Below are 26639 nucleotides of genomic sequence, written 5' to 3'. Positions count from 1 at the left end.
CTGTTATTCAATATCAAACACAGCAAATCCACATTTTGCGCAGATTTATGCCGCTTGATACCTGCAGGATGCTCAAAGAAAAACGCGGACAGGACATTGTGGGGAACACAAGCCTGCCCGCGGAAGGAAGGGGTACGGAATAGTAGGTGCATGTGCGGCGCAGGCAAAGTAGAGCCGCACGGCCCGCTCAGGTTGCACGCCACAATCCAAGCAGCAAACAAAGTATTGTTTCCTGAGAAGATTCCGGCTGGAATTTGCCCATGCGGCAAGTTTCCGCGCAAAATTGCGCCGATCGCCTTTTGCGGCGATTCAGGCCTGCGCCCGAGGCCCGGCGTCACAGTTTTGTTATATTTCAGCTTCCGAGCCAGCCTTTTCGCAGGCGCAGCATCACATATTGAAGAAATCGGTCTGGGTGGAAACATGTTCACATTCATACGCTTGGCAGAACGTTTCACCCCATCGTGACTTAGCGCGTCCAAAAATGCACATTCCCTTGAGAAATATAGGCTTTTCCGTCCCGATCTCGTGATTTCCGAAGCCACAAAGCGCGTGGAACGGTGCAAGTGCTTACTCGCACACAAGGAAACACCCACATGACTACGATAGGAAAAAAGGCGACCCTGCTTGCGGCCTCTGCACTCTGTTTGACCGGCACGAATGCTGTGGCTGAGGACGCCCAGACACAGGCCGAACTGGACGCGCTGCGCGCCAGAGTCGAAGCGCTTGAGGCCAACCGCGCGGGCCCTGCTAATGGTGATTTCAGAATCGGGAACACCACTCTCGACGTTTATGGCTACGTCAAAGCCGATTTCTTCTACGATTTCGAATTTGATCAGGGGGATACCGCTTTTGTGAACGTCATTGGCGAGCCATCGGCTGCAACTGATGGAACCTTTGGCGCGACGATCCGCCAATCGCGGATCGGATTGCGTACAAGTACCCCAAGCGGCATCGGCGAAATCGGTGGACAGTTGGAGTTGGATCTGTTCGCCTCGAACGGCACGGCAGAGCTGCGGTTGCGTCATGCCAATATTACCATTGGTGACAGTTGGCTGATCGGGCAGTACTGGACCAACTTCCAGCCGTTGGACACTTATCCGACCTCGGTTGAATTCAATGGCCCGGTCGGCATCGCGTTCGCCCGGGTACCGCAGGTCCGTTACACGGCCAATCTGGGCACGAACACCGTGTTCAGCACCTCGATCGAAGAAAATGTCAGCGGGTCGAACTCGGACGACCCGGTTCTTACCGCTGCAGCCGAGTATAACAACGGCACATACATTGCGCGTGCTGCCGCGCTCTATGGCAACGCACAAACAGGCGACGGTGCAACCGAGGTCGATCAGTGGGGCGTTACGCTGTCTGGCTCGATCCGACCTTGGGCGGGTGGCCTGTTTCAGGTCAACTATGTCCACGGTCAGGCCCTTGGCCCATACCTGATTGGCCTGGGCGATGCGATTGTCGGGGGGGAAGCCAACGATGTCGATGGCTACACGGTCGAGTTCCGCCAGGACTTGAGTGACAAATGGAACGTTGGCATCGCGTACGGACGCGAGGACTATGATCTGGCCACATCGACCGGCACACTGGCGTTCACCGAGTTGGAGACCATCCATGTCAACGCCTTCTACAAGGCGACCGACAACCTGACCCTCAGCGCCGAATACGTCTATGGCGAGCGGAACGACGTGAACTCGGGGCAAGACTTCGATGGCAATCGGATACAGGTCGCCGCCCAGTTGAACTTCTGACGCGTCCATTCGACCCTGCCCGACATCGGGCGGGGTCTCTTTTGCTATGGGCTGTGTCAAGTTCAACATGATCAACTCGCGCCGAACAAATCAGGGAACGACGCACGCGCGGCGTCCAGATCAATTACCAGCAACGCATCATAGCTTTCTGGGTCGAATGGATCTTCTGCCGGAATGACTTCGCGCCCGAACAGCCAGCTCAGCCGGCCCGCATCAAGGTTACCGCGCTCAAACGGCTGATCGCCAAAAGCCTGCCATAGCGCTTCCATAAAGCCTGCATCGGCCCTGCGGTCGGCTGGTTTGCGATCCCGAAACCGTTCACGACGAGTGATCGGGGTTACGCCCTTAGGGTTGGCGCGGCGAATGGTGAATTGAAAATCGGTGCCAGCCAGACGCCCGGGAAATCCGCGATGTTTCAGCATGTCGACACCTCTGGCATGACGTCGTGTTTGATAGCGGGAAATTCACATCCGTTTCGGGATGAGGTCATAGTGCGCACCTCCAAAGCCGCATCATTGATCTGAGACGCTTTGAGCACATGAAATCCGATGATCATGGTCAAAGCCCCTCCCAGATACACCCGGACGGTTCCAACCGGTAGGCTTCAAAGAACTGTGTGGCATCCGGTGCGCTGTCGCCGAATTCGATAGGCCGGTCGGCGAGCGAGATGATTACAAGGGCCGGGTCCAATTCGTGCTGAGCGACATAGGCAATCGCCAAAGTCTGGCACAGATGCGCCATATCCTTCGTGGCGACGTCATAGCCGATCCGACCCACCGTTGCCCCGATCTTTGGGGCAATGAACCGAAACCGAACCCAAAGCTCACCCGGATTGTTGTCCAATAGAACATTGTTCAGGTGCACGGGCTGACCAGATGGCACGGGCAGCGGGGTTTCCGATTGTGGGAAAGCCGGGGTGGCAAACAGGCTGGTTAGCAAAACTATGGCGCGGCCCCGGACCCGCCAATGGCAAGCTCCTCCTTCCGGGGTCGCGCGCGCAGTGCTTGCGGCCTGCGCAGTTCTATGATTGCTGGAGCGGATCATTCAACTATTTAGCAGTTTTTGTCAAACCTGCCTTACTTGGCGGCAGGTTCTAAACCATCCTCATTTTCAGCGTGACCCAAGGCACAGGGCGGTTTTTCCGCCCTGAGGGCCTTACAACGGGATATTGTCGTGCTTTTTCCAAGGGTTCTTCAGCTGCTTGCCCCGCAAGCTGGCGAAAGCACGCGAAACACGGCGGCGAGTTGAATGGGGCATGATCACCTCGTCCACAAAGCCACGTTCAGCCGCCACAAACGGATTCGCAAAGCGATCCTCGTAGTCGGCCACGTGTTGCGCGGTTTTCTCGGCATCTTTCAGATCGGCGCGGTGGATGATCTCGGTCGCACCTTTTGCGCCCATCACCGCGATCTCGGCCGTGGGCCAGGCATAGTTGAAATCGCCGCGCAGATGCTTGGACGCCATAACCACATAGGCGCCGCCATAAGCCTTGCGGGTAATAACAGTGACCTTCGGCACTGTCGCTTCGCCATAGGCATAAAGCAGTTTGGCACCGTGCTTGATCACCCCGCTGTATTCCTGCTGCGTTCCCGGCAAGAAGCCCGGCACGTCGACCAGTGTCAGGATCGGGATCTCGAAACAGTCACAGAAGCGAACGAACCGCGCCGCTTTGCGCGAGCTATCGATGTCCAAACACCCTGCCAAAACCATCGGCTGGTTCGCAACAACGCCAACTGTCTGCCCTTCGAGCCGGATAAAACCGGTGATGATGTTCTTGGCGAAATCTTCCTGGATCTCGTAGAAATCGCCTTCGTCCGCGATCTTCGTGATCAGTTCCTTCATGTCGTATGGTGTGTTCGGATTGTCCGGTACCAAAGTATCCAAGGATCTCTCCACGCGATCCGGATCATCAAAGAACGGACGGACCGGAGGTTTCTCGCGGTTGTTCAGCGGCAGGAAGTCGACTAGGCGGCGCACCTCGGCCAGTGCTTCAACATCGTTTTCAAACGCGCCATCCGCGACGGATGACTTTTTAGTGTGGGTTGATGCACCGCCAAGCTCTTCAGCCGTGACCACTTCGTTTGTAACGGTTTTGACCACGTCGGGGCCGGTCACGAACATATAGGACGAGTCCTTGACCATGAAGATAAAGTCCGTCATCGCCGGGCTGTACACCGCACCGCCCGCGCAAGGCCCCATGATCACGCTGATCTGCGGCACCACGCCCGAGGCGGTGATGTTGCGCTGAAACACCTCGGCATAGCCCGCAAGTGACGCCACACCTTCCTGGATACGCGCACCACCCGAGTCGTTGATGCCGATGATGGGCGCTCCGTTCTGAACCGCCATATCCATGACCTTACAGATCTTTTGAGCATGCGTTTCCGAAAGCGAGCCACCAAAGACCGTGAAATCCTGGCTGAACACATAGACCATGCGTCCATTGATCGTGCCCCATCCGGTTACCACACCATCCCCTGCAGGCTGCTGTTTTTCCATGCCGAAATCGGTGCAGCGGTGGCTGACAAACATGTCGAACTCTTCGAAACTGCCTTCGTCCAGCAGCAGTTCGATCCGCTCGCGCGCAGTCAACTTGCCGCGACCGTGTTGGGCATTAATTCGCTTTTGCCCACCGCCCAAACGCGCCGCGTCACGACGGTTTTCAAGCTCGGAAAGGATGTCTTTCATGGCGCATATCCCCTGTTAAATTTGGCGAACACTACCCGCTGAGCAGCCTTGGCTAAAGTTCTTTCCAGCAAATTTGCAAATATTTGGAAACCACATCCTGATAAATTGTAAAACTGCTAATATATCCAGTTCGCTCGATACTGATCTGGCATTCCCAAAAACCGCCACTATACATGTGAACAATGCAGTTCAGATCGACTGCGGTTCGCCGCACGCCACCCACAATCGGCACACTTGTATTACTGTCAGGCCTAGCGGCGCTGAGCATGAACTTGTTCTTGCCCAGCCTACCGAACATGGCGCTGTATTTTGCGACTGACTACAAGGTCATGCAGTTGTCGATTGCGCTGTATCTGCTGGTCAATGCGGTGCTGCAAATCCTGATCGGCCCCATCGCGGACAAAGCCGGGCGCAGGCCGGTGCTGCTGTGGGGACTTTCGTTGTTTTTGCTGGCGACGCTCGGATGCATCTACGCCCCCACTGCCGAGGTTTTTTTGTTCTTTCGAATGTGCCAGGCGGTGATCGTTGTCGGGATGGTTCTCAGCCGCGCGGCGGTTCGGGACATGTATGATCAGGATCAGGCGGCGTCCATGATTGGCTATGTCACCATGGGGATGGCAGTGGTTCCGATGATTGGCCCCGCGATCGGAGGTATCCTTGAAGAAAGCTTTGGCTGGAAAGCCAATTTCTGGCTACCATTCGCGTTGGGCACACTGATACTGGCCTTAACCTACTGGGACTTCGGCGAAACCTCTGCAAAAAGCGGCAAAACCCTGATCCAACAATTCAGGGAATATCCCGAGCTTCTGAAATCCCCACGCTTTTGGGGCTATTCACTTTCGTCTGCGTTCTCGTCTGGCGCGTTCTTTGCCTATCTAGGTGGCGCACCATTCATTGGAACCGAACTATTCGGGCTTAGCGCAGCCGAAGTTGGGTTCTATTTTGGCGCGCCTGCGGTTGGATACTTTCTCGGGAACTTCCTGAGCGGGCGCTACTCTGTGCGCTTTGGCGTCAACCGAATGGTTCTTTGGGGCAGCATCCTAAACGCCGCTGGAGTGGCAATTTCAGCCGTGCTGTTCCTGATCGGCGCTGGCAGCGCGCTTAGCTTTTTCAGTTTCATGACGTTTGTAGGACTCGGCAACGGTATGACCATACCCAACGCGACGTCCGGCGCACTCTCTGTTCGCCCGCATCTGGCAGCCACCGCAGCGGGCCTAAGCGGGGCTATTATGCTGGGTGGCGGCGCAGGGCTGAGCGCGCTTGCCGGAGCTCTACTAACGGTCGAGACAGGCGCCATGCCGTTGTTATGGTTGATGCTGACGACGGCGGTTCTGGCCATCTGCTCCATCTATTCGGTAATCCGGCGCGAACGACAATTGGGCCTGTAAGCCCGCTTGCCTTCCAGAGTTTGCAAAGTTAGCCTCCCAGGCAGGTAAACTTGCAAAGGCATGCCATGGCCACCCAAAAACTCTATGCAGGCGCCAAACTTCGCGAGATGCGCACTCGGCTGTCCCTCACGCAAAAAGAATTTGCCGGAAAACTTGGCGTATCGCTGCCCTACCTAAATCAGATGGAAAACAACAACCGTCCGATCTCAACCACAGTCGTGCTGGCATTGGCACAGGAATTCGGGATGGATGTCACCGAGCTCAGCACAGGCGATAGCGAACGTCTGGTCTCTGATATGCGCGAAGCGCTCGCCGATCCGGTTTTTGCCGATGCCATTCCACCTTTGGCCGATCTGCGATTGACGGCTTCGAACGCGCCCGCTTTGGCGCGTGCCTTTATCGAACTTCATCGCACCTACCGGCAAACCCATGAACGCCTCGCCTCATTGGACGAGGCATTGGGACGCGAAGATTCACGCACGCAAGCCAGCCCATGGGAAGAGGTGCGAGACTTCTTTCACTATTGCGATAACTACATCGACGCCGTCGACCGCGCCGCCGAACTGTTCGCCAATCGGGCCGAGACGCCAGGGGGAGTCCGAGAGGCCGCACTGAACAGCCTGGCCGAGCGTGGCATTCAGGTCGTGTTCTCAGACATCGAGACCTTGCGCGTCTATGATTCTGAAAGCAAAACCTTGCGCCTGTCGTCCCGCGCAGCGCCGCAAACACAGGTCTTCCAGTTGCTGCTGCAGGTCGCTCTGATCAGTCAGGATAAACTGCTCGAAGCCACGCTGGACTTTGCCAAGTTCCAAAGCGACGAGGCACGATCCATCGCCAAGATCGGATTAGCCAATTATTTTGCGGGCGCGTCGCTGATGCCCTATGCCAGTTTTTTGGCTGCCGCACAGGAAACCCGCCATGATCTGGAATTGCTCAGTACCCGTTTCGGCGCATCAATCGAACAGATCGCGCACCGCCTCTCAACGCTGCAACGGCCTGGGGCCAAGGGCATCCCGTTCTTCTTTGTCCGCGTTGATCAGGCCGGAACCATCACCAAACGCCATTCCGCAACGCGGTTGCAATTCGCCCGCTTCGGAGGCGCCTGCCCGCTATGGAATGTGCACCGCGCCTTCGAAACGCCCGGGCACTTTCTGTTGCAGCTTGCGGAAACACCGGACGGGGTCAAATACATCTCGCTGGCGCGCGATATCTCGAAGTCAGGCGGTTCCTACGGCGCGCCCGTCCGCCGCTATGCCATCGCTCTGGGATGCGAGGTGCGCCACGCTCAGGCCCTTGTCTATGCCGACAATCTCGACATCAACAATGCCAGTGCCTACGAGCCTATCGGCATTTCCTGCCGGATTTGCGAACGACAAACCTGCCATCAGCGTTCAGTTCCACCTTTGGAGCGCCGCCTGAGCATCGACACCCATACGCGCGGCACCCTGCCCTACAAGGTGACCTGAACTCCTCCTGGCTGAAAATACCTTAGGGGAGTCGCGGCCCGCCGCGACGGGGGCAGAGCCCCCGGCCCAAGCCCTCAGGCTTTAGTCAACATTGCCCAGATTTCGTCTTTCAGCGCCGTGCGTTTCTTGCGCATCTCACCTTCGGCCAGTTCTTCCACGGGTTCGATATTTGTCTCGGCCCGGTGCACCTGCCTGTTGATCTCATGATACTCATCGGCCAGACGCGCAAAATGTGCGTCCGATTGCTTGAGCTGGCTCATCAGCTCGACCTTGTCCGGAAACTCTTCGGCCAGTTCGTGCGGGGTGTGAGACATGCTGTTCGCTCCTAAAACAAAATTGTGTGGGATCTATCTAGCAACCCAGAACACCCGCCACATTGACGCGGATCAAACCGAAGGGATCCATCCCACCAAACCCAAGCGCACGACTACTCGCCGCGTGGGAAACGCTGTCTGTCCTCAACCTCGTTCAGATCCATATGATTGCGCATATAACGTTCCGAGGCTTTTTGCAGGGGCTGATAGTCCCAAGGGTAGTAGCCGCCCTGCCGCAATGCCTCATAAACCACCCAGCGGCGCGCCTGACTGGCTCGCACATCCGCGTCGAACCGATCCAGATCCCATCGCGCCTGCGATTTCGCGCGCAGGCTTTGTAGCGTGCCCGCATGGTCTGGATTGTCGGCCAGATTGGTCAGTTCATGCGGGTCCGTCTCAAGGTCAAACAGCTGATCTGGATCAAGGGCACAGCGGTTATACTTCCACTTGCCATATCGAAGGGAAACGAGCGGTGCATAAGACGCTTCGGCTGCGTATTCCATTGCCACGGGCGCAGTCCGTTCGGCCCCTTTTGCCAATGGGCACAGGTCTTCACCATCCGTCCATGGGGCAATCTCAGCCATGTCGACACCGGATAGGGCGCCCAACGTGGGCGTTACATCGATGGTTGAAACCGGCGTGTCGATCCGCCCCGGTGGCAGATCAGGGGCCGAGATCATTAGCGGAACGCGGGCCGAGCCTTCAAAGAAGGTCATCTTGAACCACAATCCCCGCTCGCCCAACATGTCGCCGTGATCCGAGACAAAGAGGATGATCGCCTCCTGGCGGGTGGTTTCAAGCACTTCGAGGATCTCACCAATCTTGTCGTCCAGATACGAGATATTCGCGAAATAGGCCCGGCGGGATTTGCGAATGTCGTCTTCGGAGATATCAAAGCTGCGCCAGTCATTCGCATCGAAAATCCGCTTGGAATGCGGGTCCTGATTGTCATAGCCAAGGTCCGCGACATCAGGCAGCAGATGCTCGCAATCCTCATACAGGTCCCAGTACTTGCGGCGCGCAACGTAAGGGTCGTGCGGATGCGTAAAGCTGACGGTCAGGCACCACGGACGGTCATCCTGCCCCCGGGCCAGATCGTAGATCTTGGCTTTCGCATGGTAGGCGACTTCGTCATCATATTCCATCTGGTTGGAAATCTCGGCCACCCCGGCGCCGGTGACCGAACCCATATTGTGATACCACCAATCAATCCGCTCACCGGGTTTGCGATAGTCCGGGGTCCAGCCGAAATCGGCGGGGTAAATATCGGTTGTCAGCCGGTCTTCGAACCCGTGCAACTGATCCGGCCCGACAAAGTGCATTTTTCCGGACAGACAGGTGTAGTATCCCGCGCGGCGCAGATGATGCGCATAGGTCGGGATATCGCTACGAAACTCGGCGGCGTTGTCGTAAACCCCGGTGCGCGAGGGCAACTGACCAGACATGAAACTCGCCCGGCCCGGCGCGCATAGGGGCGAGGCGGTATAGGCATTGGCGAAGCGGGTCGAGCACGCTGCCAGCTTCTTCAGATTGGGCGCATGCAGCCACTCAGCCGGGCCATCGGGAAATAGGGTTCCATTCAGCTGATCCACCATCAGGATCAGAATATTCGGCTTGGTCATTGTCGGGCCCCAATCAGAAAGTGACGGCCAAAGAACTGGGTTTCAGGACCTGGCACGATAGCCGATGATCTCATCGCACGGGAAAGATCCCCACCCTGCTTTGGCGCAGCCTGCAAACGCTAGGGCGCAGACGTTGACTCGTCAATCAACAAACATTCCGTGATACAAAATCACAGCTTTGTTGCGATGGTGGGTGGTGTCAGTTCACGTCGGTTCAGCAAAGCCTCGCGCCAGGAAATGAAGCTGACCGCCGCCAAGATCAGTGTACCGCCAGCAACCACCCAGATATCAATGGGCTCACTGAAAACCAGCGCGCCCAACACGGTGGCCCAGATCAATTGCAGGAATGTGACTGGCTGCGTAACCGCTACCGGTGCGGCCTGCAAAGCCAGCGTCATGAAATAGTGCCCTGCCGTAGCAAAGCTCGCCACCAGAAAAAGGACACCAATATCGCGCAGGCTGGGTGGGCTCCAGACCGCGATGGCGAATGGGATCAATACAATTGTGACCCAGATCGACAGATGTGCCACAACAACCGAAGGTGGGATATCGCGCACCAGCAACTTGGCGAGCAGATAAGATCCGCCGAGGGTCAGCGCGGTGCCGAGCATGGCAACATGGCCGGGCGAGACCTCTCGGAATCCCGGTCGCAAGATGATCAGAACTCCAACCAGCGCCACCAGAATGGCGGCGATCCGGCGAAAAGCCAGCTTCTCACCCAGAAACAGCGCAGCACCCAGTGTGACGTAGACCGGGGTCATGTAGTTCATCGCCGTCACCTCGGCCAACGGGATCTGCGTCATCGCGTAGAACCACAGCATGACCGCGCCGCCATGGATCACGCCACGTAGCCCAAACAATGCAAGATCACGTTTACTGAGATGGGTCGCTAGAATTGATCGCAACGCAGGTAACAGGAATACAAGACCCAGAACGTAGCGCAGAAATGCTGCCTGTATCGGGTCCATCGTCGGGCCCAGAGATTTGACCAGCGCCGTCATGACAACAAAGCTCAACCCGGCGGCAAACATCCAGAACATGCCAGCGATCGGGCGCGCGGAAATAGCTTGGGAATTCATGCGTTAGGTTGAACACCGAAACGTCGGCACGGGCAACCCTTCACATGATAACAAGTTTCAAAGCAATACCCAGCATGACGATGCCAATGATCACATCCAGCACCTGCCAGGCTCTTGGCCGCGCAAAGAACGGCGACAAGATCCTGGCCCCGTAGCCAAGGGTGAAGAAGAATACGAAACTCGCCAGCATCGCACCAATTGCAAAGCTCAGCCGGTCGTCATACTGCGCCGAGATTGAGCCGATCAGAACAACCGTGTCCAAATAAACATGCGGGTTCAACCAAGTGAAGGCCATAACGGTCAGCATGGCTGTTCGCAGGCTGGTTGCCTGGCCATTCCCGGCCTTGAGAGCCGCACCACCCTTCCAAGCGGACAAGAAGCTTCGAAAAGCATACCAGATCAGGAAAGCGGCACCACCATACCGCATCACAGTTTCAAACCACGGCAAGGCCTGCGCCAATGTTCCAAATCCCGCAACCCCGGCGGCAATCAGGATCGCGTCAGACAGCCCACAGGTCAGACACAGGACAAAGACATGTTCGCGGCGCAACCCCTGTCGCAGGATAAAGGCGTTTTGGGCCCCAATCGCAAGGATCAGGCTGAAACTAAGCGCAAAACCGGCGATGAAGGTTGAGAACATGATACCTCCTACTGTTCGAGGCGTTGACTACCGTCATCCACGTGATCTATCAAATTAATGATGGTAAACTGAGTTAAGTTTGGCTAATGCTCCTCGACCCTCATCACCTGTCAGCGCTGTCCGCGATTTTGCGCCATGGCAGCTTTGATGCGGCCGCGAGTGCTTTGGCTGTTACTCCTTCCGCAATCTCTCAGCGGATCAAAGCGCTGGAGGATCGCGTCGGCGCGACCCTGATCAATCGCGGAAGCCCCTGTACCGGAACGCCAGCCGGTTTGCGGATCGCGCAATATGCAGAAGATATCGGTTTGCTCGAAGCACAGCTCTCGCGTGAGCTATCGCTTGACCAAACCACTGAAACCGCCCGCGTGCGCGTGGCCATTCCGGCGGATATACTGGCGACCCTGTTTATTGACGTCATGGCCAACACTCCGGGTCTGCTGTTTGATTTGGTCATCGATGATCAGGACCATTCGGCCCAATGGTTACGCCGGGGCGAAGTCAGCGCAGCGATCACCGTGGATGGTCAACCGGTGACGGGTTGTGATGCCACCGAGCTTGGAGCCCTAAGATATTTGCCAACGGCTAGCCCGGATTTCATGCAGCGTTGGTTTTCGAAAGGTGTAAACAAATCCACCCTCAGCGCCGCCCCCTGCCTTGTTTTCAACCGCAAAGATGGCCTGCAAAAGGCATGGTTTGAGGCTCAGGCGGGTGGTCGCATTACGCCACCAACCCATTTTTTGCCATCCTCTCACGGCTTCGTTGATGCCGCGATTGCAGGCGTCGGCTGGGGGATGAACCCTGAACCGTTGGTGCGCAAGCCCATAACCGAAGGGAAGTTGCAGCCCCTCATTCCAGATGCACATCTGGATGTTGCGTTGACCTGGCAAGTCGGTCGCGTCCTGTCCCCAGCTCTGGCCCCGCTAACCAAGGCGGTCAAAGCGGCTGCAGCCAAAGCCTTGATCCCCGGCGCGCGCAAACGGATAAGAGGCAAACCTACGGAGTAACCTTATGTTTTCACGCGACGCCCTCAGCTATGATCCGATCCCCCTGCCCGACCGGTGCGAGATCAGCGACGATCAGATGCAGCAGGCTGCACTGGCCTTTCACGACAAGATGCGACAGCGCCATACGGTACGCGATTTCTCGGCCCGCCCGGTCGAGAAAGCGGTGATCGAAACATGCCTGCGCACGGCTGGCACGGCCCCGTCGGGCGCCAATCATCAGCCATGGCACTTTGCGGCTATCTCAGATTCCGCTCTGAAACAGCAGATCCGCGAAGAAGCCGAGGAAGAGGAACGCAGGTTCTATGCCGGTGGCGCCGGGGATGAATGGATCAAGGCATTGGAACCGATTGGCACCAATGCCGTGAAAGAGCACCTGACCATCGCCCCCTGGCTGATCGTGGTTTTCGCCCAACGCTGGGGCGAGTTCGAGGACGGCACGCGCTACAAGAACTACTACGTCCCCGAAAGCGTGAATATCGCAACCGGGTTCCTGCTGGCCGCGCTGCATCACGCCGGTTTGTCAACGCTAACGCACACACCCAATCCGATGAAGTTTCTGAACGGGGCTCTAGAGAGGCGAGCCTCGGAAAAACCCACGATGATCATCGCGGTTGGACACCCTTCGGATACTGCGACAGTTCCGTCTGTGGCCAAGCTGAAGAAACCATTGGAGGAAATCGCGTCGTTCTTCTGACCCTCATACGCTGGTTTCTTCGGCCTTTGCCTGAGCCTTCGGCACTGCGATCCTGTAGCATGTTATAGCCGAGATCAGGCTGCACCCCACGATAAAGACAACGGCCAAGGCAACCTCGTGCATATGTGCAATCGCGGCCAGTCCGGCGGACAAGACAACCGCTGCAATCCGGGCAATGCTCTTGACCACAGCCGAGGCCTGAACGCGCTGATCTTTTGGGGCGACATCCAGAAAATACAGTTTGCGCGCGCTGCTGACACCCGTGGTGGCAACCGTCACGATGAACAGGGCAATCGCGTGCAGATGCACATCATGATCCAGCTTGAGATAGTGAAACGTCAACAACACCATTCCAGTCACCGCGACCATCAGAGTGCCCGTAACCATCACGGCTCGATGCGACTTCATATTGACAACTTGCCAAAGCGGCGCCGCCACCAGATACCCAGAAGCTGACGAGACAATCATCGCGGTCAACCCTTTGGCGGACGCATGATGCGCCTCGGCCGCGATCAAGGCGAAGAAGGGAACCGACAAGGACACAACAACCAAAGGCATGCGCATTGTCATGTAGCGCCTGAACCATGCGTGATCGAACATCTCAACAATGGTTTTTATATTTGCTTTGAATGACAATTTGACCGCAGGTTTCCCGTCGGTCGATGCGCCTGTGGTTTTACCGATCTCAGCCAGCGCCATGATGCAGATCCCCGACAGCACGAAGAACGTGAATGATACTGCAATCACAGCAGAGTGTCGCGAAAACGGAGGGTTGTCCTTTGTGATCTCATGGATCAGCAGGGCCAAACCTATCGCCGCCAGACCTCCGGCCCCAAACTGCAAATACCGCATTGAAATACGTGATTTGGATTGGACATGATCCGCAAGTAGGTCGGTATACATAAGGTTCTGCATTTCATCGACCAGACCAATCACAAAAAAGACCACAACAAACGCTACAGCGACCAGGGGCACGACGCCTGACGCGGCAACGGCCATCGCGATAAGCAGGCAGATTCCGATCACAAACTCGGTCATTGCGATGGCGCGCTTCTTTCTGGGTTGGGCCGCAATGGGTCGAGCCAGAAAGAAATCTGCGATCATGCTGCCGACCATACGGACCGAAACCAGTGCACCCGCAACAAACATCGGCAATTCGAAAGACACAGCCAGAAAGGGCAATACAACAGACGGGCTCCCCAAGGTCCACGCGACCTGGGACAAAATGCTCTGCCCGGTCAAAACCGGGACGTTGCGCTTTGCCAATTCACTTGCGTCCTGGGTCATTCATTCTACCAACACTCGCGCCTGCGCTTAGGCTGTTCGATTCCGTTCAACCTATTCTGTTCCAGAGTTTCGGCCAAGCACCCCTAATGCATCAAAAAAGCCCGGCCAATATGACCGGGCTTCGAAAAACGCAATGCGCTAAACGTTACAGCTGTGCCATGACCTCATCAGTGGCTTCGAAATTGGTTGTGACGCGCTGAACGTCGTCATCGTCCTCAAGCGCATCGACCAGCTTCATCAGCTTTTGCATGTCCTCCAGACCCAACTCGGTCGTGGTGGTGGGCTTCCAGATCAGCTTGGTCGATTCAGACTCGCCCAGAGCCCCTTCCAAAGCGTTTGAGACATCGTTCAGATCGGTATCCGCGCACCAGATGATGTGACCATCTTCAGAACTTTCGACATCTTCGGCACCTGCTTCAATCGCGGCTTCGAAAATCGTGTCCGCATCGCCTGCATCTGCTGGATAAACGACTTCACCCTTGCGGTCGAACATGAACCCGACCGAGCCGGTCTCACCCAGATTACCGCCGTTCTTCGAGAACGTGGAACGAACGGTCGAAGCCGTCCGGTTGCGGTTGTCGGTCATGGTCTCAACGATCACGGCCACACCGTTGGGGCCGTAGCCCTCGTACCGGATTTCTTCGTATTCGTCGCCTTCACCCGCAACCGATTTCTTGATCGCGCGGTCGATCACGTCCTTGGGGACCGAGTTCGACTTGGCCTCTTTCACCGCCAGACGCAGGCGCGGGTTCTTGTCGGGATCTGGGTCGCCCATCTTGGCGGCCACCGTGATCTCTTTCGACAGCTTGGAAAACAGTTTGGACCGCGCGGCGTCCTGACGTCCCTTGCGGTGCTGGATATTGGCCCATTTGGAATGGCCTGCCATGGTGCGTCCTCGTCATTCGTAATTGCGTGTTCGGCGCTCATATAGACGGTTGCAGGGGGCAGGATCAAGGGATCGGCTTGCGAGACGCCCGCGTGCAGGTATGGTGGCGGCATGACGACAGAACAAATCATTCTTTTCACGCTTTTTGCTGCTGTTTTTGGAATGCTGCTATGGGGCCGGTTCCGCTATGATCTCGTGGCCTTTGCCGCCCTAATGATCGGTGTGGTGCTGGGTGTTGTACCGGTGGACAATGCCTTCGCCGGGTTTGGCCATCCCGCAACGATCATCGTTGCGTTGGTTCTGGTCGTCTCTGCAGGATTGGTCCGATCGGGGGCCGTCTTCCTGATCACACGTACTTTGGTCGACGCCTCACGCGGACTGGGGTCGCATATTGCGTTAATGGGCGGGATCGGAGCAGTACTGTCTGCCTTCATGAATAACGTTGCCGCGTTGGCCCTGCTGATGCCGGTGGACATTCAGACCGCACGCAAGGCCGGGCGATCGGTGGGACTGTCGCTGATGCCGCTCAGCTTCGCGACAATCCTTGGTGGCATGGCCACACTGATCGGCACACCGCCGAATATCATTATCGCCTCAATTCGCGCAGAAACGCTGGGCGAGCCCTTCAAGATGTTCGATTTTGCTCCGGTTGGCGGTATTGCCGCCATTGCCGGGCTCGCGTTTGTGTCGCTGATCGGCTGGCGCCTGATCCCAAATCGGGGCCCGCAACAGGAAGCCTCGGACTCCATAGCGGAATATATCGCGGAACTGACGCTACCACCGGACTCCCCTCATATCGGCAAGCGTGTCAGCGAGCTTTACGAAGATGCCGAGAAATCAGATGTCGCCATCATTGGCCTGATCCGAGATGGCAAACGACGCTATGGCCGTTCGTCCCACGCGACGCTGAAAGAAGGCGACGCGCTGGTGCTGGAAGCCCGCCCCGAAGCGCTGGACGAGTTTCGCGCTGCCCTGAAGCTGGATTTCTCGGACACGCGGCGGCAGGAGGTGCTGACCGCCGAGGGCGAAGGGCTTGAAGTGATCGAGGTCGTCGTCACCGAAAGCGCACGCATTACAGGTCGCACCGCTCAGGGGTTGGGGCTGGCATGGCGGCAGAGCACCGTTTTGATGGGCATTTCCCGTCAGGGTCGCCAGATCACCGAACAGGTCCGTAAGACCAAGGTGGAAGCAGGCGATATCCTTCTGCTACTCTGCCCCCGCGACAGAGGCGCTGATGTGACCGAATGGCTGGGCTGTTTGCCACTGGCGCAGCGCGGGTTGAACGTAACCGCAAATGAAAAAGCATGGCTGGCCATTGGTCTGTTCGCGGCTGCTGTTTTGGCGGCGAGCGTCGGGCTGATCTATCTGCCCATTGCCTTGGGGCTTGTGGTCATTGCCTATGTTCTGACCAAGATCATGCCGATCAGCGACATCTACAATCACATCGAATGGCCCGTTGTCGTACTGTTAGGGTCGATGATCCCTTTGGGCAGTGCGCTGGAGACCTCTGGCGGAACTGAACTCATCGCGAACGCCTTGATCCAACTGACCAATGGCTTGCCCGCTTGGGCTATTCTCACGGTACTGATGGTCGTGACCATGACCCTGTCGGATGTGCTGAACAACACCGCCACGGCCATTGTCGCCGCCCCTGTTGGTATCCAGATGGCACGTAGTTTGGAAGTTTCACCCGATCCATTCCTGATGACGGTTGCGGTGGCAGCCTCGGCTGCATTCCTCACCCCCATCGGGCACAAGAACAACACACTGGTTCTGGGCCCGGGTGGCTACAGGTTCGGCGACTACTGGCGTATGGGATTGCCATTGGAGATCCTGATCATCGCAGTCTCGATCCCCTCAATCCTTGTCTTCTGGCCGCTTTGAACGCGCTTAGGAAAACAAGAATTCATCCCGGAGCAGACCCAATATCTCGTCCTTTGTTTCTTCGGAGAACAGATAGGCGCGCCAACCCGCCTGACGAGCGGCTTCAACGCTGGCATGATAGTCATCGACAAGCAGCATCTGGTCCGAAGTGACGTGCAGTGCGTCGGTGACTTGCTCATAGAATCCAAGATGCGGCTTTCGCACCCCCATCCGACCGGATGAGAACACGCATTCGACTCGATCCAAGAACCCCATTTAACGTTCAATAAAGGTGACCCGCCGTGTTTCATTATTGGTCGCAATAACTTGTCTAACACCCCGACGCGATATCGCGTCCAATACGTCCATGACCTTGGGGTCAGGTAGTGCATCTTTCTGGAACCAATAGTCCAACACCGCGTCGGCGCCCGGCGCAAAACCAACCATGCCAGCCCATTCAGCCACACGATCGCGCAGATCTTCCTGCCCGGTTATAATCCGGTCGAAATCGTTCCTGAATACATGATGGGTAAACACGTCCAGAGATTGGCCGAGATCCTGCTCAAAGTGTTGCGCCCACAAGAAAACGCCGTCACGGATGTTTTGATTGAGTACCCCATCGAAATCCCAGGCGATTACAGTGTTTGGCGTCACGGACAGTCCCTTTCCAAAGTTCCGATGTCAGATTAACAAAGCATAATCCTGGGACAACCACGGCTGCCAAGGTTCGCAAGCGCAATAGAGGCAACTAGTGAAACGTTTTCTGATCCTCCAATTGCGTCCCGAGACAGATGCCTCGGATGCCGAATATGCCTCGATTTTGGACAAAACCGGCCTCGCGCCTGAGCAGACCCACCGCATTCGGCTGGATTGCGAGGACCTGCCCGAGGGACTAAGTGTCACGGATTACGCGGGTGTCATCGTCGGCGGAGGCCCAGGCTGCGTCAGTGACGATCCCAAAACGAAATCCGGGCTTGACGCAAAGATTGAGGGCGCGGTGATGGGGCTTATGCCTCAGATCACAGCACATGATCATCCGTTCATGGGCTGTTGCTATGGCTTGGGTGTTCTGGCGGCTCATCTGGGCGGGGATGTCAGCAAGGCCCAGTTCGGGGAACCGGTCGGCCCCTCGGTCTGCCGTCTGACAGACGATGGCGCGAGAGACCCGCTGACCGCGGGGTTAAGCCCAGAATTCGACGCTTTTGTCGGCCACAAAGAGGCCGTACAAGCCTTGCCAGAGGGGTGCGTGCACCTCGTCGCCTCAGATCCCTGCCCGTTTCAAATGATCCGCTGGGGGCGGAACGTCTATGCCACGCAATTTCACCCCGAGGCGGATGCAAAGGATTTCGAGCAGCGCATCAACATCTATAAGCATCACGGCTATTTCCCGCCCGAAGACGCGCAAACCCTGATCGATATCTGCAACAGCGCAGATGTCACCCAGCCCGGTGAAATCCTGCGCCGGTTTGCCCAGCGCTACAAGTGACCTAACGGCGGTATTGCCTGCGGCTTTCAAGCTCGCGTAGGCTGATCCAAAACACCCTGGGGAGGAGTTGTTCTTGGATTTTCTTATCAATGTCGGCCTGCCGATCTCGCTGGCCATTATCATGCTGTCGCTGGGTATCGGGCTTGAGATCGCGGATTTCCGACGTGTGCTAAGCCGCAAAATCCCCTTTGCCATCGGTGCGGTGTGTCAGGTGGTGCTGCTGCCCATCGCCGCGTTTGCAACTGTTACCTTGTTTGGCTTTCCCCCTGAGATCGCGGTTGGTTTTATGTTGCTCAGCTTCTGCCCCGGCGGTGTAACCAGCAACATCCTGACCAAACTTGCCAAGGGCGATGTGGCCTTATCGGTCAGCCTGACCGCGGTAATCAGCATTCTGTCGATCCTGACAGTTCCGGTTCTGGCGGCATGGTCTATCGCGCATTTTATGGGAGAAAACGCACCCGAAGTGTCGATCACCGGTTTGGCCATTGCCATGTTCCTGATCACAACCCTTCCCGTCGCCATCGGCGTCAGTATTCGTAAGTTTGCAACAGGGTTTGCAAACCGCGTTGAAGGTGGCTTGTCCACGCTTGCCTCCATTCTTTTCGTTCTGATCGTCGTGGCGGCACTCGCCGGAAACTGGCAAACTTTTGTCGATAACCTTGGCATTATGGGCACGGGCTTGATTTCCTTGAATATCGCGCTTTTGCTGATCGGGCTGGGGATCGCGCGTGCCGCAAACCTGTCATGGGCCGAGTGTAAGAGTATCTCGATCGATACGGGCATCCAGAACTCGACGCTGGGGATTACGCTGGCGGCCCTGATCACCAGTACCGACAGCGGGTTCAGCCCGTTGGCCCTGCCATCTGCCGTCTACGGGATCACGATGTATGCGGTCGTGCTGCCATTTCTCATCTGGTTCCGCAAACGCTGAAAGGACCGCTCATGACCAATACCACCGCAGATGCAATTGTCGTTGGTAGCGGATTGGCGGGGTTGGCTGCAGCAGCCGAGCTAGGCGACCGCGGCAAAAAAGTGATCATGGTTGATCAGGAACCCGAAAGCTTTCTGGGTGGCCAGGCGTTCTGGAGCCTGGGTGGGCTGTTCATGGTCGATACGCCGGAACAACGCCGGATGGGGATCAAGGACAGTCATGAACTGGCCCTGCGCGACTGGATGGGCAGCGCACAGTTCGACCGCGACGAAGATACCTGGCCGCGCAAATGGGCCGAGGCCTATGTGGAGTTTGCAGCCGGGGAAATGCGTCCTTGGCTGCATGAGATGGGCCTGCGCTGGTTCCCGGTTGTCGGATGGGCCGAAAGAGGCGGGTCTTTCGCCAATGGGCATGGAAACTCGGTCCCCCGGTTTCATATCACCTGGGGCACAGGCCCCGGCGTTCTGGAACACTTCATTCGCCGCGTCAAAGAGCATGTCAGCGCTGGTTTGATCGAGTTGAAGTACCGCCACCAGGTCAGTCACATCATCATGCAAAACGGCACCGCCAAAGGCGTGTCGGGTGAGGTTCTGGCCGACGACACCGCCCAGCGCGGCGGCAAGACCAACCGGGAAGAGGTTGGAGAGTTCGAATTCTACGCACCTTCGGTCATCGTCGCATCCGGCGGGATCGGTGGCAATTTCGAGATGGTCCGCCAGAACTGGCCGCGTGCGCGCCTGGGTGAGCCGCCCAAAGACATGGTGGCCGGTGTTCCTTTTCACGTCGATGGCCGCATGATCGCGATCAGCGAAAAGGCTGGCGGCCATGTGATCAACGGCGACCGCATGTGGCACTATACCGAAGGCGTCAAGAACTGGGATCCGATATGGCCCGCCCATGGCATTCGTATCCTGCCCGGACCAAGCTCGATGTGGTTCGACGCGACCGGCAACCGGATGGAACCACCTTGCCTGCCGGGCTTCGACACTTTGGGGACCCTTCGCGAGATCCTAAGAACCGGATACGATTACAGCTGGTTTGTACTAACGCAGAAGGTGATAAAAAAAGAATTCGCCCTATCCGGATCAGAACAAAACCCCGATTTTACCTCGGGCAGTTGGAAAGAGGTCATCCTGCAGCGCATTTTGTCGGGCGCGAGAGCCACCGCACCGGTCGAGGCCTTCAAGGAAAAGGGTGAGGATTTTGTCGTCGCCAATACCCTGACCGAACTAGTCAGCGGTATGAACCAGTTGGGCGGCGGATTGATTGACGAGGCGCATCTGCGGGCACAGATTGAGGCGCGGGATTCTCAGGTCGACAATCCGTTCTCGAAAGATGCGCAGATGATGGCGATCCTTGCTGCGCGCAACTATCGCGGGGACAAACTGATCCGCACTGCAAAGCCGCACAAGTTCCTTGACCCCTCGAACGGTCCGCTGATTGCGGTCAAACTGCATGTGCTAACCCGCAAGACCCTGGGCGGGCTGCAGACCAATCTGGATAGCCAGATGATCGGTGCTGACGGGCAAGTGGTGCCCGGCCTGTTCGCTGCCGGAGAGGTTGCAGGCTTTGGTGGTGGTGGCTATCACGGCTACAATGCGCTTGAGGGCACATTCCTCGGCGGCTGTATCTTCTCGGGCCGCAATGCAGGCCGGTCACGTGCGGTGGCTTAACTAAGCTTACTGTTTGCGTACCAGTTTGATGACCGGCTCACCCGCCCCATCCAACAGCGCCAATGCATCCCCTTGCCGTGCAAAACTCGTGATGGTTTGCAGCGCTTTCAGGAACTCACGTTCGACCTCATCCAACGGAGGTGGGCACGCCATTAGGGTTGCAGCCATATTGTCTGGAAAGTCGATCTGATTGCCTGAAATCTCGGCCTGACCGGTGAACCGGTTACATCCGCCACTGCCAGAAAAATCACCGTTTTGCGCAAAGATCAGCTCTGGCCTCCGTTCAGTCTCAACCGGAGCGCCGTTCAGCGTTCCAACAATCCAATCTGTGTTGTCCAGAGATGGATCATCCTGAACCTGAACCAAGATCAGATCGACCGCATCATCGGCACCGTTTGTCAGAACCGGATTACTGGTATCTGTAGTGAACAACAGCCTTTGACCCTGCGAAATCGACGCACGAACGCTATAGCGGTGCCCGTCCCAGATCAGTGCGTCGTCATAGGTCAGCTCAAATTGTGCAGGAACACCGCTCAAGGCATAGCGCTGCGCGGCCAAGGTCACAGCAGGTGCGTCCGCCAGAGAGACATCCTGAAGTTCAACATACAAGGTGGCATCTGGCGGAACAGCGATCCGTTCACGATAGGTGGCTGATCCTTCAACGGTTCCGGCGATACCCGCCTGGCCCATTCCCGTCAGCAAAGCCGTTGCAGCGCAAATTGCGGTTGCTCTCGCAGACATGATTCAATTCCTTCTGCACAATCACATGCACAAAGCTTTGTATGTTCGTGTGATTTTACAAGGGCCATCGCAGCGCAGCGGCAAGCTTGCGCCGATCTCAGAGCGGCCAGATCAATGGGATCAGCAGCGACGCCAGCAGCCCAACCGTCAGGTTGAGCGGTATGCCCACCTTCATAAAATCAGTAAACCTGTATCCGCCGGGGCCATAGACCATCATATTGGTCTGGTATCCAATGGGCGTTGCAAAAGACGCCGAAGCCGCAACCATGACAGCGACAACCAAGGGGCGTGGATCCATCCCCACAGCTTGCGCCAACCCGATGGCGATCGGTGTAACCACAACTGCAACCGCATTGTTCGACACCAGTTCAGTTAAGACCGAGGTCAGTAGATATACCGCCCATATGATCAAGAAAGGTGGCAATAGCCCAAGCGAAGGCGCGATGGCCTCGACAATCAGCGACACTGCACCCGAAGCATCAAGAGCGGCTCCGATGGCAAGCATTGCAAAAATGAGGGCCAGCAGGCGGCCCTCAACAAAGGAAAACGCCTCATCCGCATCGATGCAACGCGTGACCAGGACGACTGCGACCGCCAAAATCGACAGCAACAGAATTGGCGCGACACCCAGCGCAGCCAGCGCGACGATGCCGACCAGTGCGCCAATTGCAATCGGTGCGTGGCTGCGACGGAATGCACGCGCCGACGGTTGGGTCACATCGACCATGTCCATATCTGCGGCCAGTTTCTGAATGTCGGCAGGCGAGCCTTCCAACAACAAAGTATCGCCCACGCGAACGACCAGATCGTCCAACTGTCGGCCGATATTCTGGTTCCGACGATGAACCGCCAGAACATAAACACCATAGCGCCGTCGCAGCCTGAGCGCTCCAAGCGTGCGTCCAACCATACGACAGCCCGGAGTGATCAGCACCTCGACCGTTTTAGTCTCAATCGCCGAGACCTGATCGACCCGCTTTAGCTCTTTGTTGCGTTGCAGGCTCAAAAGTTCGGTCATCTCGGTGCGCAGAACCACCCGATCACCCACATTGAGCGTCACGCCTTGCAGATTGCGGCGCAGCGAGTCATCGCCGCGCACAACGTCGATCAGTCGTACGCCGGGGCGTTTGAACAACTGCACGCCGGTTACTTCGCGCCCGATCAGGTTGCTGTCGGGTGGGATGACGGCCTCGGTAAAGAACTTCATTTTGGAGCGATCGCTAAGCAGCGATGCCATGCTATCCCGATCTGGTAGTAGACGGGGCGCGATAAAACGCAGGTAGACCATACCATAGATAACGAGCGCGATGCCCAGCGGGGTAACCTCGAAAATCGTGAAGGGTTGCATACCTTGCGCGCGGGCAACACCATCCACGAGCAGGTTGGTCGAGGTTCCGATCAGGGTCAGCGTTCCACCCAGAATGGCCGCATAACTGAGCGGGATCAGTAGTTTTGAGGCTGGTACATTCAGCGTGCGCGCAATCTGAACAAAGACCGGGATCATCACAACAACAACGGGCGTGTTAGAAACCACCGCCGAGGCCAGAACCACAAATGCCATAAGCAAGGCGATGGCGATCTTCGGGTTCACTTGCGCCTGTTTTTGCGCGGTCGAGGTAAAGGCATCCAGCGACCCGGTACGCACCAGTGCCCCCATGATGATGAACATCGCCGCAATGGTCCATGGGGCGGGATTTGACAGGACGGCCAGCGCGCTTTGATAGGGCAGTATTCCCGTCACAAGCATCAAAGCAACACCACCGATGGCGACCACCTCGGTTGGGTATACCTCTCGCAGGAACATGACGAACATGCCCGCAACAATCAAAAGCGCCAGAATTGCGCTGCCGGTGTCTGTCAGTGAAAGGAAGTGCATTCGTGGTATTCTGTCCGAACCCTGGCCCAAGCGCCTGACGGGTAGTTTCCCGCATTGCGCGAGGCAGGGCAAGCCTTTACGGACCCGCCTGCTCTAGCCGCCCACCGACGCGTACCATGCGCACGGTTTTTGCGCTGCCGTCCTGATCATTGGTCTCGACAAACACACCGCTCAGCGTTGCTTCGCCATTGGCAGGAGTGAACCGGGCCTTGGGCATGCCGGTTATAAACCGGCGCAGCGGCTCGACCTTGTCCATACCGATGACGGAATCGTAGTCACCGCACATCCCCGCATCCGTCAGATAGGCCGTGCCACCGGGCAGGATCTGCGAGTCTGCCGTGGGCACATGTGTATGTGTCCCCACCACGAGGCTGGCGCGTTTGTCGCAATAATGGCCCATCGCCATTTTCTCGGACGTCGCCTCGCAATGCATATCGACGATGATCGCATTCGCCTGCCCGCCGCGCGGGTGAGATTTCAGGATCGGTTCTATGGCCGAGAACGGATCGTCAAAGGGCCGTTTCATAAAGACCTGCCCCAGCACCTGAACCACCAGCACCTTGCGCCCTCCCGGCGCGTTGAACAGGCGATGCCCGCGCCCCGGTGCGCCTTTCGCAAAGTTCACCGGGCGCACGATGCGCGGCTCTTTCTCGATGAACTGCAGCATATCTTTCTGGTCGAAGGCATGATCGCCCAACGTCACACAATCTGCACCTGCATCCAGCAACAGCTTGGCGTGATCGCCGGTCAGGCCCATCCCGTTCGAGGCGTTCTCGCCATTGACCACAACGAAATCCAGCCGCCACTCATCGCGCAGACGCGGCAGATGCTGCTGGATGGCCGTGCGTCCCGCCCGGCCCATGACGTCACCCAGAAAAAGTATCCTCATGCCAACCGTCCTAAGTGTGGTCAATGCCAAGCACAAGCGGTTAAACTAAGGCCATAAAGCGCAAAACTGCATTGGACAGGAGACATTCATGACCCGTTACCTTATATCCGCCGCCCTTCTTGCCCCCCTCGCCTCCTGCGATCAGCCTTCGGAGCCGACGACCGGGCTGGCCAACCCGGCAGCGACCTTCTGCGCCGAAAAAGGCGGGCAGTATCAGATAGTCGACGGCGAGGATGGCCAAACCGGGATCTGCACCCTGCCCGATGGCTCAACGCGGGATGCATGGGAGTATTTCCGAGCCGAGAATATGGGTTAAGTTTTGAAACTCAGAACTCGGCTTTCGGTGACCACCATATCCAAGGGCTGATCTGTGGGTTCCAGAGGCAGCCCCTCGGCTTCTTGCGCATCAAAGGCAAAGCCGATGGCCAGGGTCGGACGCTTGGCGCGTAGCCCTTCCAGCGTGCGATCATAGAACCCACCACCATAGCCCAGGCGCCCGCCCTGCGCATCGAAGGCCACCAGTGGAACGATCAGGATTTCGGGGTCGAAATAGTCGTCAACCTCAGGCACCTTTGCGCCAAAAGGCCCATCTTTCAACGCGCCTTCTGGTGTCCAGCGCGAGAACTTAAGCGCCTGACCGGCAGCTTGGATCACCGGAACACCAACCGGACCATAGGCCGAAGCCTCAGCCATGGCAGGCAGCGGGTCGATCTCGGTTCGGATCGGCATATAGCCGGACAGCGGCACACCGCGGTAGCCAGCCAGCACTTCGGACAGGCGTCCTGCCGCCCCCGGCAAGCGTACGTCAAACGCGGTTTTGCGGCGGGCGAATGCCGCTTTGCGCGCCGCAGCCTTGATTTCAGTCAGATCGGTCACAAAAGCACCACGCTGGCAAGTCCCAAGAAGATGAAGAACCCCATGACATCCGTTGTGGTTGTTACAAAGGTCCCCGATGCCAGCGCCGGGTCAACACCCATTCGGTCCAGCACCACAGGTACTACCGTACCCGCGAAGCCCGCGATGATCATGTTGACGACCAAGGCTGATCCTATCACGACGCCCAGCAGCGGTGAGCCAAACCACAACATGCCAACCGTCCCCAACACGATGGCAAAGCACAGCCCGTTCAGCATGCCGACCAGCAGCTCCCGCCGGATCACACGCATGACGTTGGCGGCAGTCAAGTCGCGTGTGGCCAGTGCCCGCACGGCGACGGTCAGCGATTGCGTACCCGCATTGCCGCCCATTGAGGCCACAATGGGCATCAGGATCGCCAGCGCCACCAACTGATCGATCGCCGCCTCGAATTGTGAAATCACCAGCGAGGCGCAGATGGCTGTACACAGGTTCACCGCCAGCCACGGCAAACGCCGACGACTTGTTGCGGCAACGCTGTCCGACAGCGAGCTTTCGTCGCTGACACCGGCGAGACGCAGAATGTCTTCCTCGTGCTCTTCGTCCAGAACCACCATCGCGTCGTCAATGGTGATCACCCCGACCAGACGACCATCAGCATCCACAACTGGGGCCGAGATTAGGTGATACTGGTTGAACGCATAGGCCACATCCTCTTCGTCCTGATCAACGGGAATGACATGAAATTCCTCTTCCGTCAGATCATGCAGGGGAACCTCGCGCCGGGTTGCCATCAGCTTGCCCAAGGTAACTTGCGCCACGGGCTTCAGGCGCGGATCGACCAGAACGACGTGATAGAATTGCTCGGGCAAGTCGTCATTGGCGCGCATGAAATCGATAGCTTGGCCCACGGTCCAATGCTCAGGAGCCATGACCACCTCGCGCTGCATAAGGCGACCGGCCGAGTTTTCCGGATAGGCAAGCGCCTGCTCCGCCGCGACGCGCTCGGAATCTTCCAGCGCGTCCAAAATGGTTTCCTGCTGCGGTTCTTCAAGGTCTTCCAGCAGGTCAACGACATCGTCGCTTTCCATGTCCCGAACGGCTTCGGCCAGAACATCAGGTTTCAGGACACTGATGACTTCTTCCCGGACCGATTCATCCAGTTCCGAGAGGATATCGCCATCAAATTCCTTGTCATACAGACGGATCAGCCGGGCACGGTCATAAGGGTTGATCTGTTCCAGAAGGTCGGCGATGTCGGCTGCGTGCAGCGGCTCCATCAGCTCGATCAGCTTGGCCCGATCATCCACGTCTACGGCATAGAGAATGGCCGCGACAGTCCGGCGATCCAGCACAAAGACATCCTCGTCAGAGGTCAAGTCACTTACGGGTTCATCAAAGCCTGTCGTCATATCTGCCCCCGTTAAGTCGGTCATTGATCCCTAATTAGAAGAAGCAGCTACCGGAAAACAATGACAATACGCCGATTTACCCGCATCTTTCGCC

26 protein-coding genes are annotated in these 26639 nt (G+C 57.2%); 10 read left to right on the top strand and 16 right to left on the bottom strand.

All coding sequences use genetic code 11. From position 1 onward, the window contains the following. Window positions 1–593: 593 nt before the first annotated feature. A complete protein-coding gene (locus ACR0EL_RS17020) occupies window positions 594–1751 on the top strand; it encodes a DcaP family trimeric outer membrane transporter (protein ID WP_480501264.1) in 1158 nt (385 codons plus the stop codon). Between the two features lie 71 nt (window positions 1752–1822). Here the strand turns inward: ACR0EL_RS17020 and ACR0EL_RS17015 are convergent, their stop codons facing one another. From ACR0EL_RS17015 to ACR0EL_RS17005, 3 genes are all read right to left on the bottom strand, one after another. After that, on the bottom strand, window positions 1823–2173 hold the full coding sequence (locus ACR0EL_RS17015) for a hypothetical protein (protein WP_170531905.1): 351 nt from the start codon (window positions 2171–2173) through the stop codon (window positions 1823–1825). Between the two features lie 136 nt (window positions 2174–2309). Beyond that, window positions 2310–2795: a DUF6497 family protein gene (locus ACR0EL_RS17010; protein WP_353011441.1), complete on the bottom strand. Its 486-nt coding sequence runs from the start codon at window positions 2793–2795 to the stop codon at window positions 2310–2312. Between the two features lie 111 nt (window positions 2796–2906). Then, complete coding sequence (locus tag ACR0EL_RS17005; RefSeq protein ID WP_480501263.1) at window positions 2907–4439, bottom strand: acyl-CoA carboxylase subunit beta; 1533 nt, start codon at window positions 4437–4439, stop codon at window positions 2907–2909. 182 nt (window positions 4440–4621) lie between these two features. Here ACR0EL_RS17005 and ACR0EL_RS17000 point away from each other — a divergent pair, with 182 nt between their 5' ends. After that, entirely contained in the window at window positions 4622–5827 is a 1206-nt protein-coding gene (locus ACR0EL_RS17000) for a multidrug effflux MFS transporter (protein ID WP_480501262.1), read from the top strand. Window positions 5828–5892: 65 nt separating this feature from the next. After that, window positions 5893–7293, top strand: coding sequence for a helix-turn-helix domain-containing protein (locus ACR0EL_RS16995; protein WP_480501261.1), 1401 nt, complete (start codon window positions 5893–5895; stop codon window positions 7291–7293). A 74-nt stretch (window positions 7294–7367) separates the two neighbouring features. On the opposite strand, the gene ACR0EL_RS16990 is transcribed toward ACR0EL_RS16995, so the two are convergent. From ACR0EL_RS16990 to ACR0EL_RS16975, 4 genes are all read right to left on the bottom strand, one after another. Beyond that, window positions 7368–7607, bottom strand: coding sequence for an HP1242/YdcH family protein (locus tag ACR0EL_RS16990; RefSeq protein ID WP_480501260.1), 240 nt, complete (start codon window positions 7605–7607; stop codon window positions 7368–7370). Between the two features lie 113 nt (window positions 7608–7720). Next, entirely contained in the window at window positions 7721–9229 is a 1509-nt protein-coding gene (betC, locus tag ACR0EL_RS16985) for a choline-sulfatase (protein WP_480501259.1), read from the bottom strand. A 170-nt stretch (window positions 9230–9399) separates the two neighbouring features. Further along, a complete protein-coding gene (locus ACR0EL_RS16980) occupies window positions 9400–10308 on the bottom strand; it encodes a DMT family transporter (protein ID WP_480501258.1) in 909 nt (302 codons plus the stop codon). A 40-nt stretch (window positions 10309–10348) separates the two neighbouring features. Further along, on the bottom strand, window positions 10349–10948 hold the full coding sequence (locus tag ACR0EL_RS16975; protein ID WP_480501257.1) for a LysE/ArgO family amino acid transporter: 600 nt from the start codon (window positions 10946–10948) through the stop codon (window positions 10349–10351). 86 nt (window positions 10949–11034) lie between these two features. On the opposite strand from ACR0EL_RS16975, the gene ACR0EL_RS16970 reads away from it, so the two are divergent. Next, window positions 11035–11952 carry a LysR family transcriptional regulator ArgP gene (locus ACR0EL_RS16970; protein ID WP_480501256.1) on the top strand — a complete coding sequence of 306 codons (918 nt, stop codon included), beginning with the start codon at window positions 11035–11037 and terminating at the stop codon, window positions 11950–11952. A gap of 4 nt (window positions 11953–11956) precedes the next feature. Continuing rightward, window positions 11957–12646, top strand: coding sequence for a nitroreductase family protein (locus ACR0EL_RS16965; protein ID WP_480501255.1), 690 nt, complete (start codon window positions 11957–11959; stop codon window positions 12644–12646). A gap of 3 nt (window positions 12647–12649) precedes the next feature. Here ACR0EL_RS16965 and ACR0EL_RS16960 read toward each other — a convergent pair whose 3' ends face one another. After that, on the bottom strand, window positions 12650–13933 hold the full coding sequence (locus ACR0EL_RS16960) for an MFS transporter (RefSeq protein WP_480501254.1): 1284 nt from the start codon (window positions 13931–13933) through the stop codon (window positions 12650–12652). 145 nt (window positions 13934–14078) lie between these two features. Next, complete coding sequence (locus ACR0EL_RS16955; RefSeq protein WP_353011456.1) at window positions 14079–14819, bottom strand: YebC/PmpR family DNA-binding transcriptional regulator; 741 nt, start codon at window positions 14817–14819, stop codon at window positions 14079–14081. 111 nt (window positions 14820–14930) lie between these two features. On the opposite strand from ACR0EL_RS16955, the gene ACR0EL_RS16950 reads away from it, so the two are divergent. Beyond that, window positions 14931–16703: an SLC13 family permease gene (locus ACR0EL_RS16950; RefSeq protein ID WP_480501253.1), complete on the top strand. Its 1773-nt coding sequence runs from the start codon at window positions 14931–14933 to the stop codon at window positions 16701–16703. Window positions 16704–16709: 6 nt separating this feature from the next. On the opposite strand, the gene ACR0EL_RS16945 is transcribed toward ACR0EL_RS16950, so the two are convergent. Both ACR0EL_RS16945 and ACR0EL_RS16940 read right to left on the bottom strand, forming a co-directional pair. Then, window positions 16710–16958, bottom strand: a complete 249-nt coding sequence (locus tag ACR0EL_RS16945; RefSeq protein ID WP_480501252.1) for an HAD family hydrolase — start codon at window positions 16956–16958, stop codon at window positions 16710–16712. Beyond that, window positions 16959–17336 (bottom strand): HAD family hydrolase, encoded by a 378-nt coding sequence (locus ACR0EL_RS16940; protein ID WP_480501251.1) that lies wholly within the window; start codon window positions 17334–17336, stop codon window positions 16959–16961. Window positions 17337–17433: 97 nt separating this feature from the next. On the opposite strand from ACR0EL_RS16940, the gene ACR0EL_RS16935 reads away from it, so the two are divergent. From ACR0EL_RS16935 to ACR0EL_RS16925, 3 genes are all read left to right on the top strand, one after another. Beyond that, on the top strand, window positions 17434–18168 hold the full coding sequence (locus ACR0EL_RS16935; RefSeq protein WP_480501250.1) for a glutamine amidotransferase: 735 nt from the start codon (window positions 17434–17436) through the stop codon (window positions 18166–18168). Window positions 18169–18241: 73 nt separating this feature from the next. Then, window positions 18242–19099 (top strand): bile acid:sodium symporter family protein, encoded by an 858-nt coding sequence (locus ACR0EL_RS16930; RefSeq protein WP_480501249.1) that lies wholly within the window; start codon window positions 18242–18244, stop codon window positions 19097–19099. Window positions 19100–19110: 11 nt separating this feature from the next. Continuing rightward, window positions 19111–20772 (top strand): FAD-binding dehydrogenase, encoded by a 1662-nt coding sequence (locus tag ACR0EL_RS16925; protein ID WP_480501248.1) that lies wholly within the window; start codon window positions 19111–19113, stop codon window positions 20770–20772. A 6-nt stretch (window positions 20773–20778) separates the two neighbouring features. Here ACR0EL_RS16925 and ACR0EL_RS16920 read toward each other — a convergent pair whose 3' ends face one another. The 3 genes from ACR0EL_RS16920 to ACR0EL_RS16910 form a co-directional block, all read right to left on the bottom strand. Beyond that, window positions 20779–21513, bottom strand: a complete 735-nt coding sequence (locus ACR0EL_RS16920; protein ID WP_480501247.1) for a YbaY family lipoprotein — start codon at window positions 21511–21513, stop codon at window positions 20779–20781. A gap of 97 nt (window positions 21514–21610) precedes the next feature. Then, window positions 21611–23389, bottom strand: coding sequence for an SLC13 family permease (locus ACR0EL_RS16915; RefSeq protein ID WP_480501246.1), 1779 nt, complete (start codon window positions 23387–23389; stop codon window positions 21611–21613). Window positions 23390–23465: 76 nt separating this feature from the next. Then, the gene (locus ACR0EL_RS16910; protein WP_480501245.1) at window positions 23466–24278 is read right to left on the bottom strand and encodes a TIGR00282 family metallophosphoesterase; all 813 of its coding nucleotides are present in this window, start codon (window positions 24276–24278) and stop codon (window positions 23466–23468) included. Window positions 24279–24366: 88 nt separating this feature from the next. On the opposite strand from ACR0EL_RS16910, the gene ACR0EL_RS16905 reads away from it, so the two are divergent. Then, window positions 24367–24594, top strand: coding sequence for a putative hemolysin (locus ACR0EL_RS16905; RefSeq protein ID WP_480501244.1), 228 nt, complete (start codon window positions 24367–24369; stop codon window positions 24592–24594). On the opposite strand, the gene ACR0EL_RS16900 is transcribed toward ACR0EL_RS16905, so the two are convergent. Together ACR0EL_RS16900 and mgtE are read right to left on the bottom strand one after the other, a co-directional pair. Continuing rightward, the gene (locus tag ACR0EL_RS16900; protein WP_480501243.1) at window positions 24591–25154 is read right to left on the bottom strand and encodes a 5-formyltetrahydrofolate cyclo-ligase; all 564 of its coding nucleotides are present in this window, start codon (window positions 25152–25154) and stop codon (window positions 24591–24593) included. The genes ACR0EL_RS16905 and ACR0EL_RS16900 overlap by 4 nt on opposite strands. Continuing rightward, window positions 25151–26545, bottom strand: a complete 1395-nt coding sequence (mgtE, locus tag ACR0EL_RS16895) for a magnesium transporter (protein WP_480501242.1) — start codon at window positions 26543–26545, stop codon at window positions 25151–25153. The genes ACR0EL_RS16900 and mgtE overlap by 4 nt, the downstream gene beginning before the upstream one ends. Window positions 26546–26639: the final 94 nt, after the last annotated feature.

The organism is Ruegeria sp. AH12, assembly GCF_056541465.1.
Note: the sequence above shows the minus strand (reverse complement) of the source record. Positions and strands in the feature narration are given on the sequence as shown.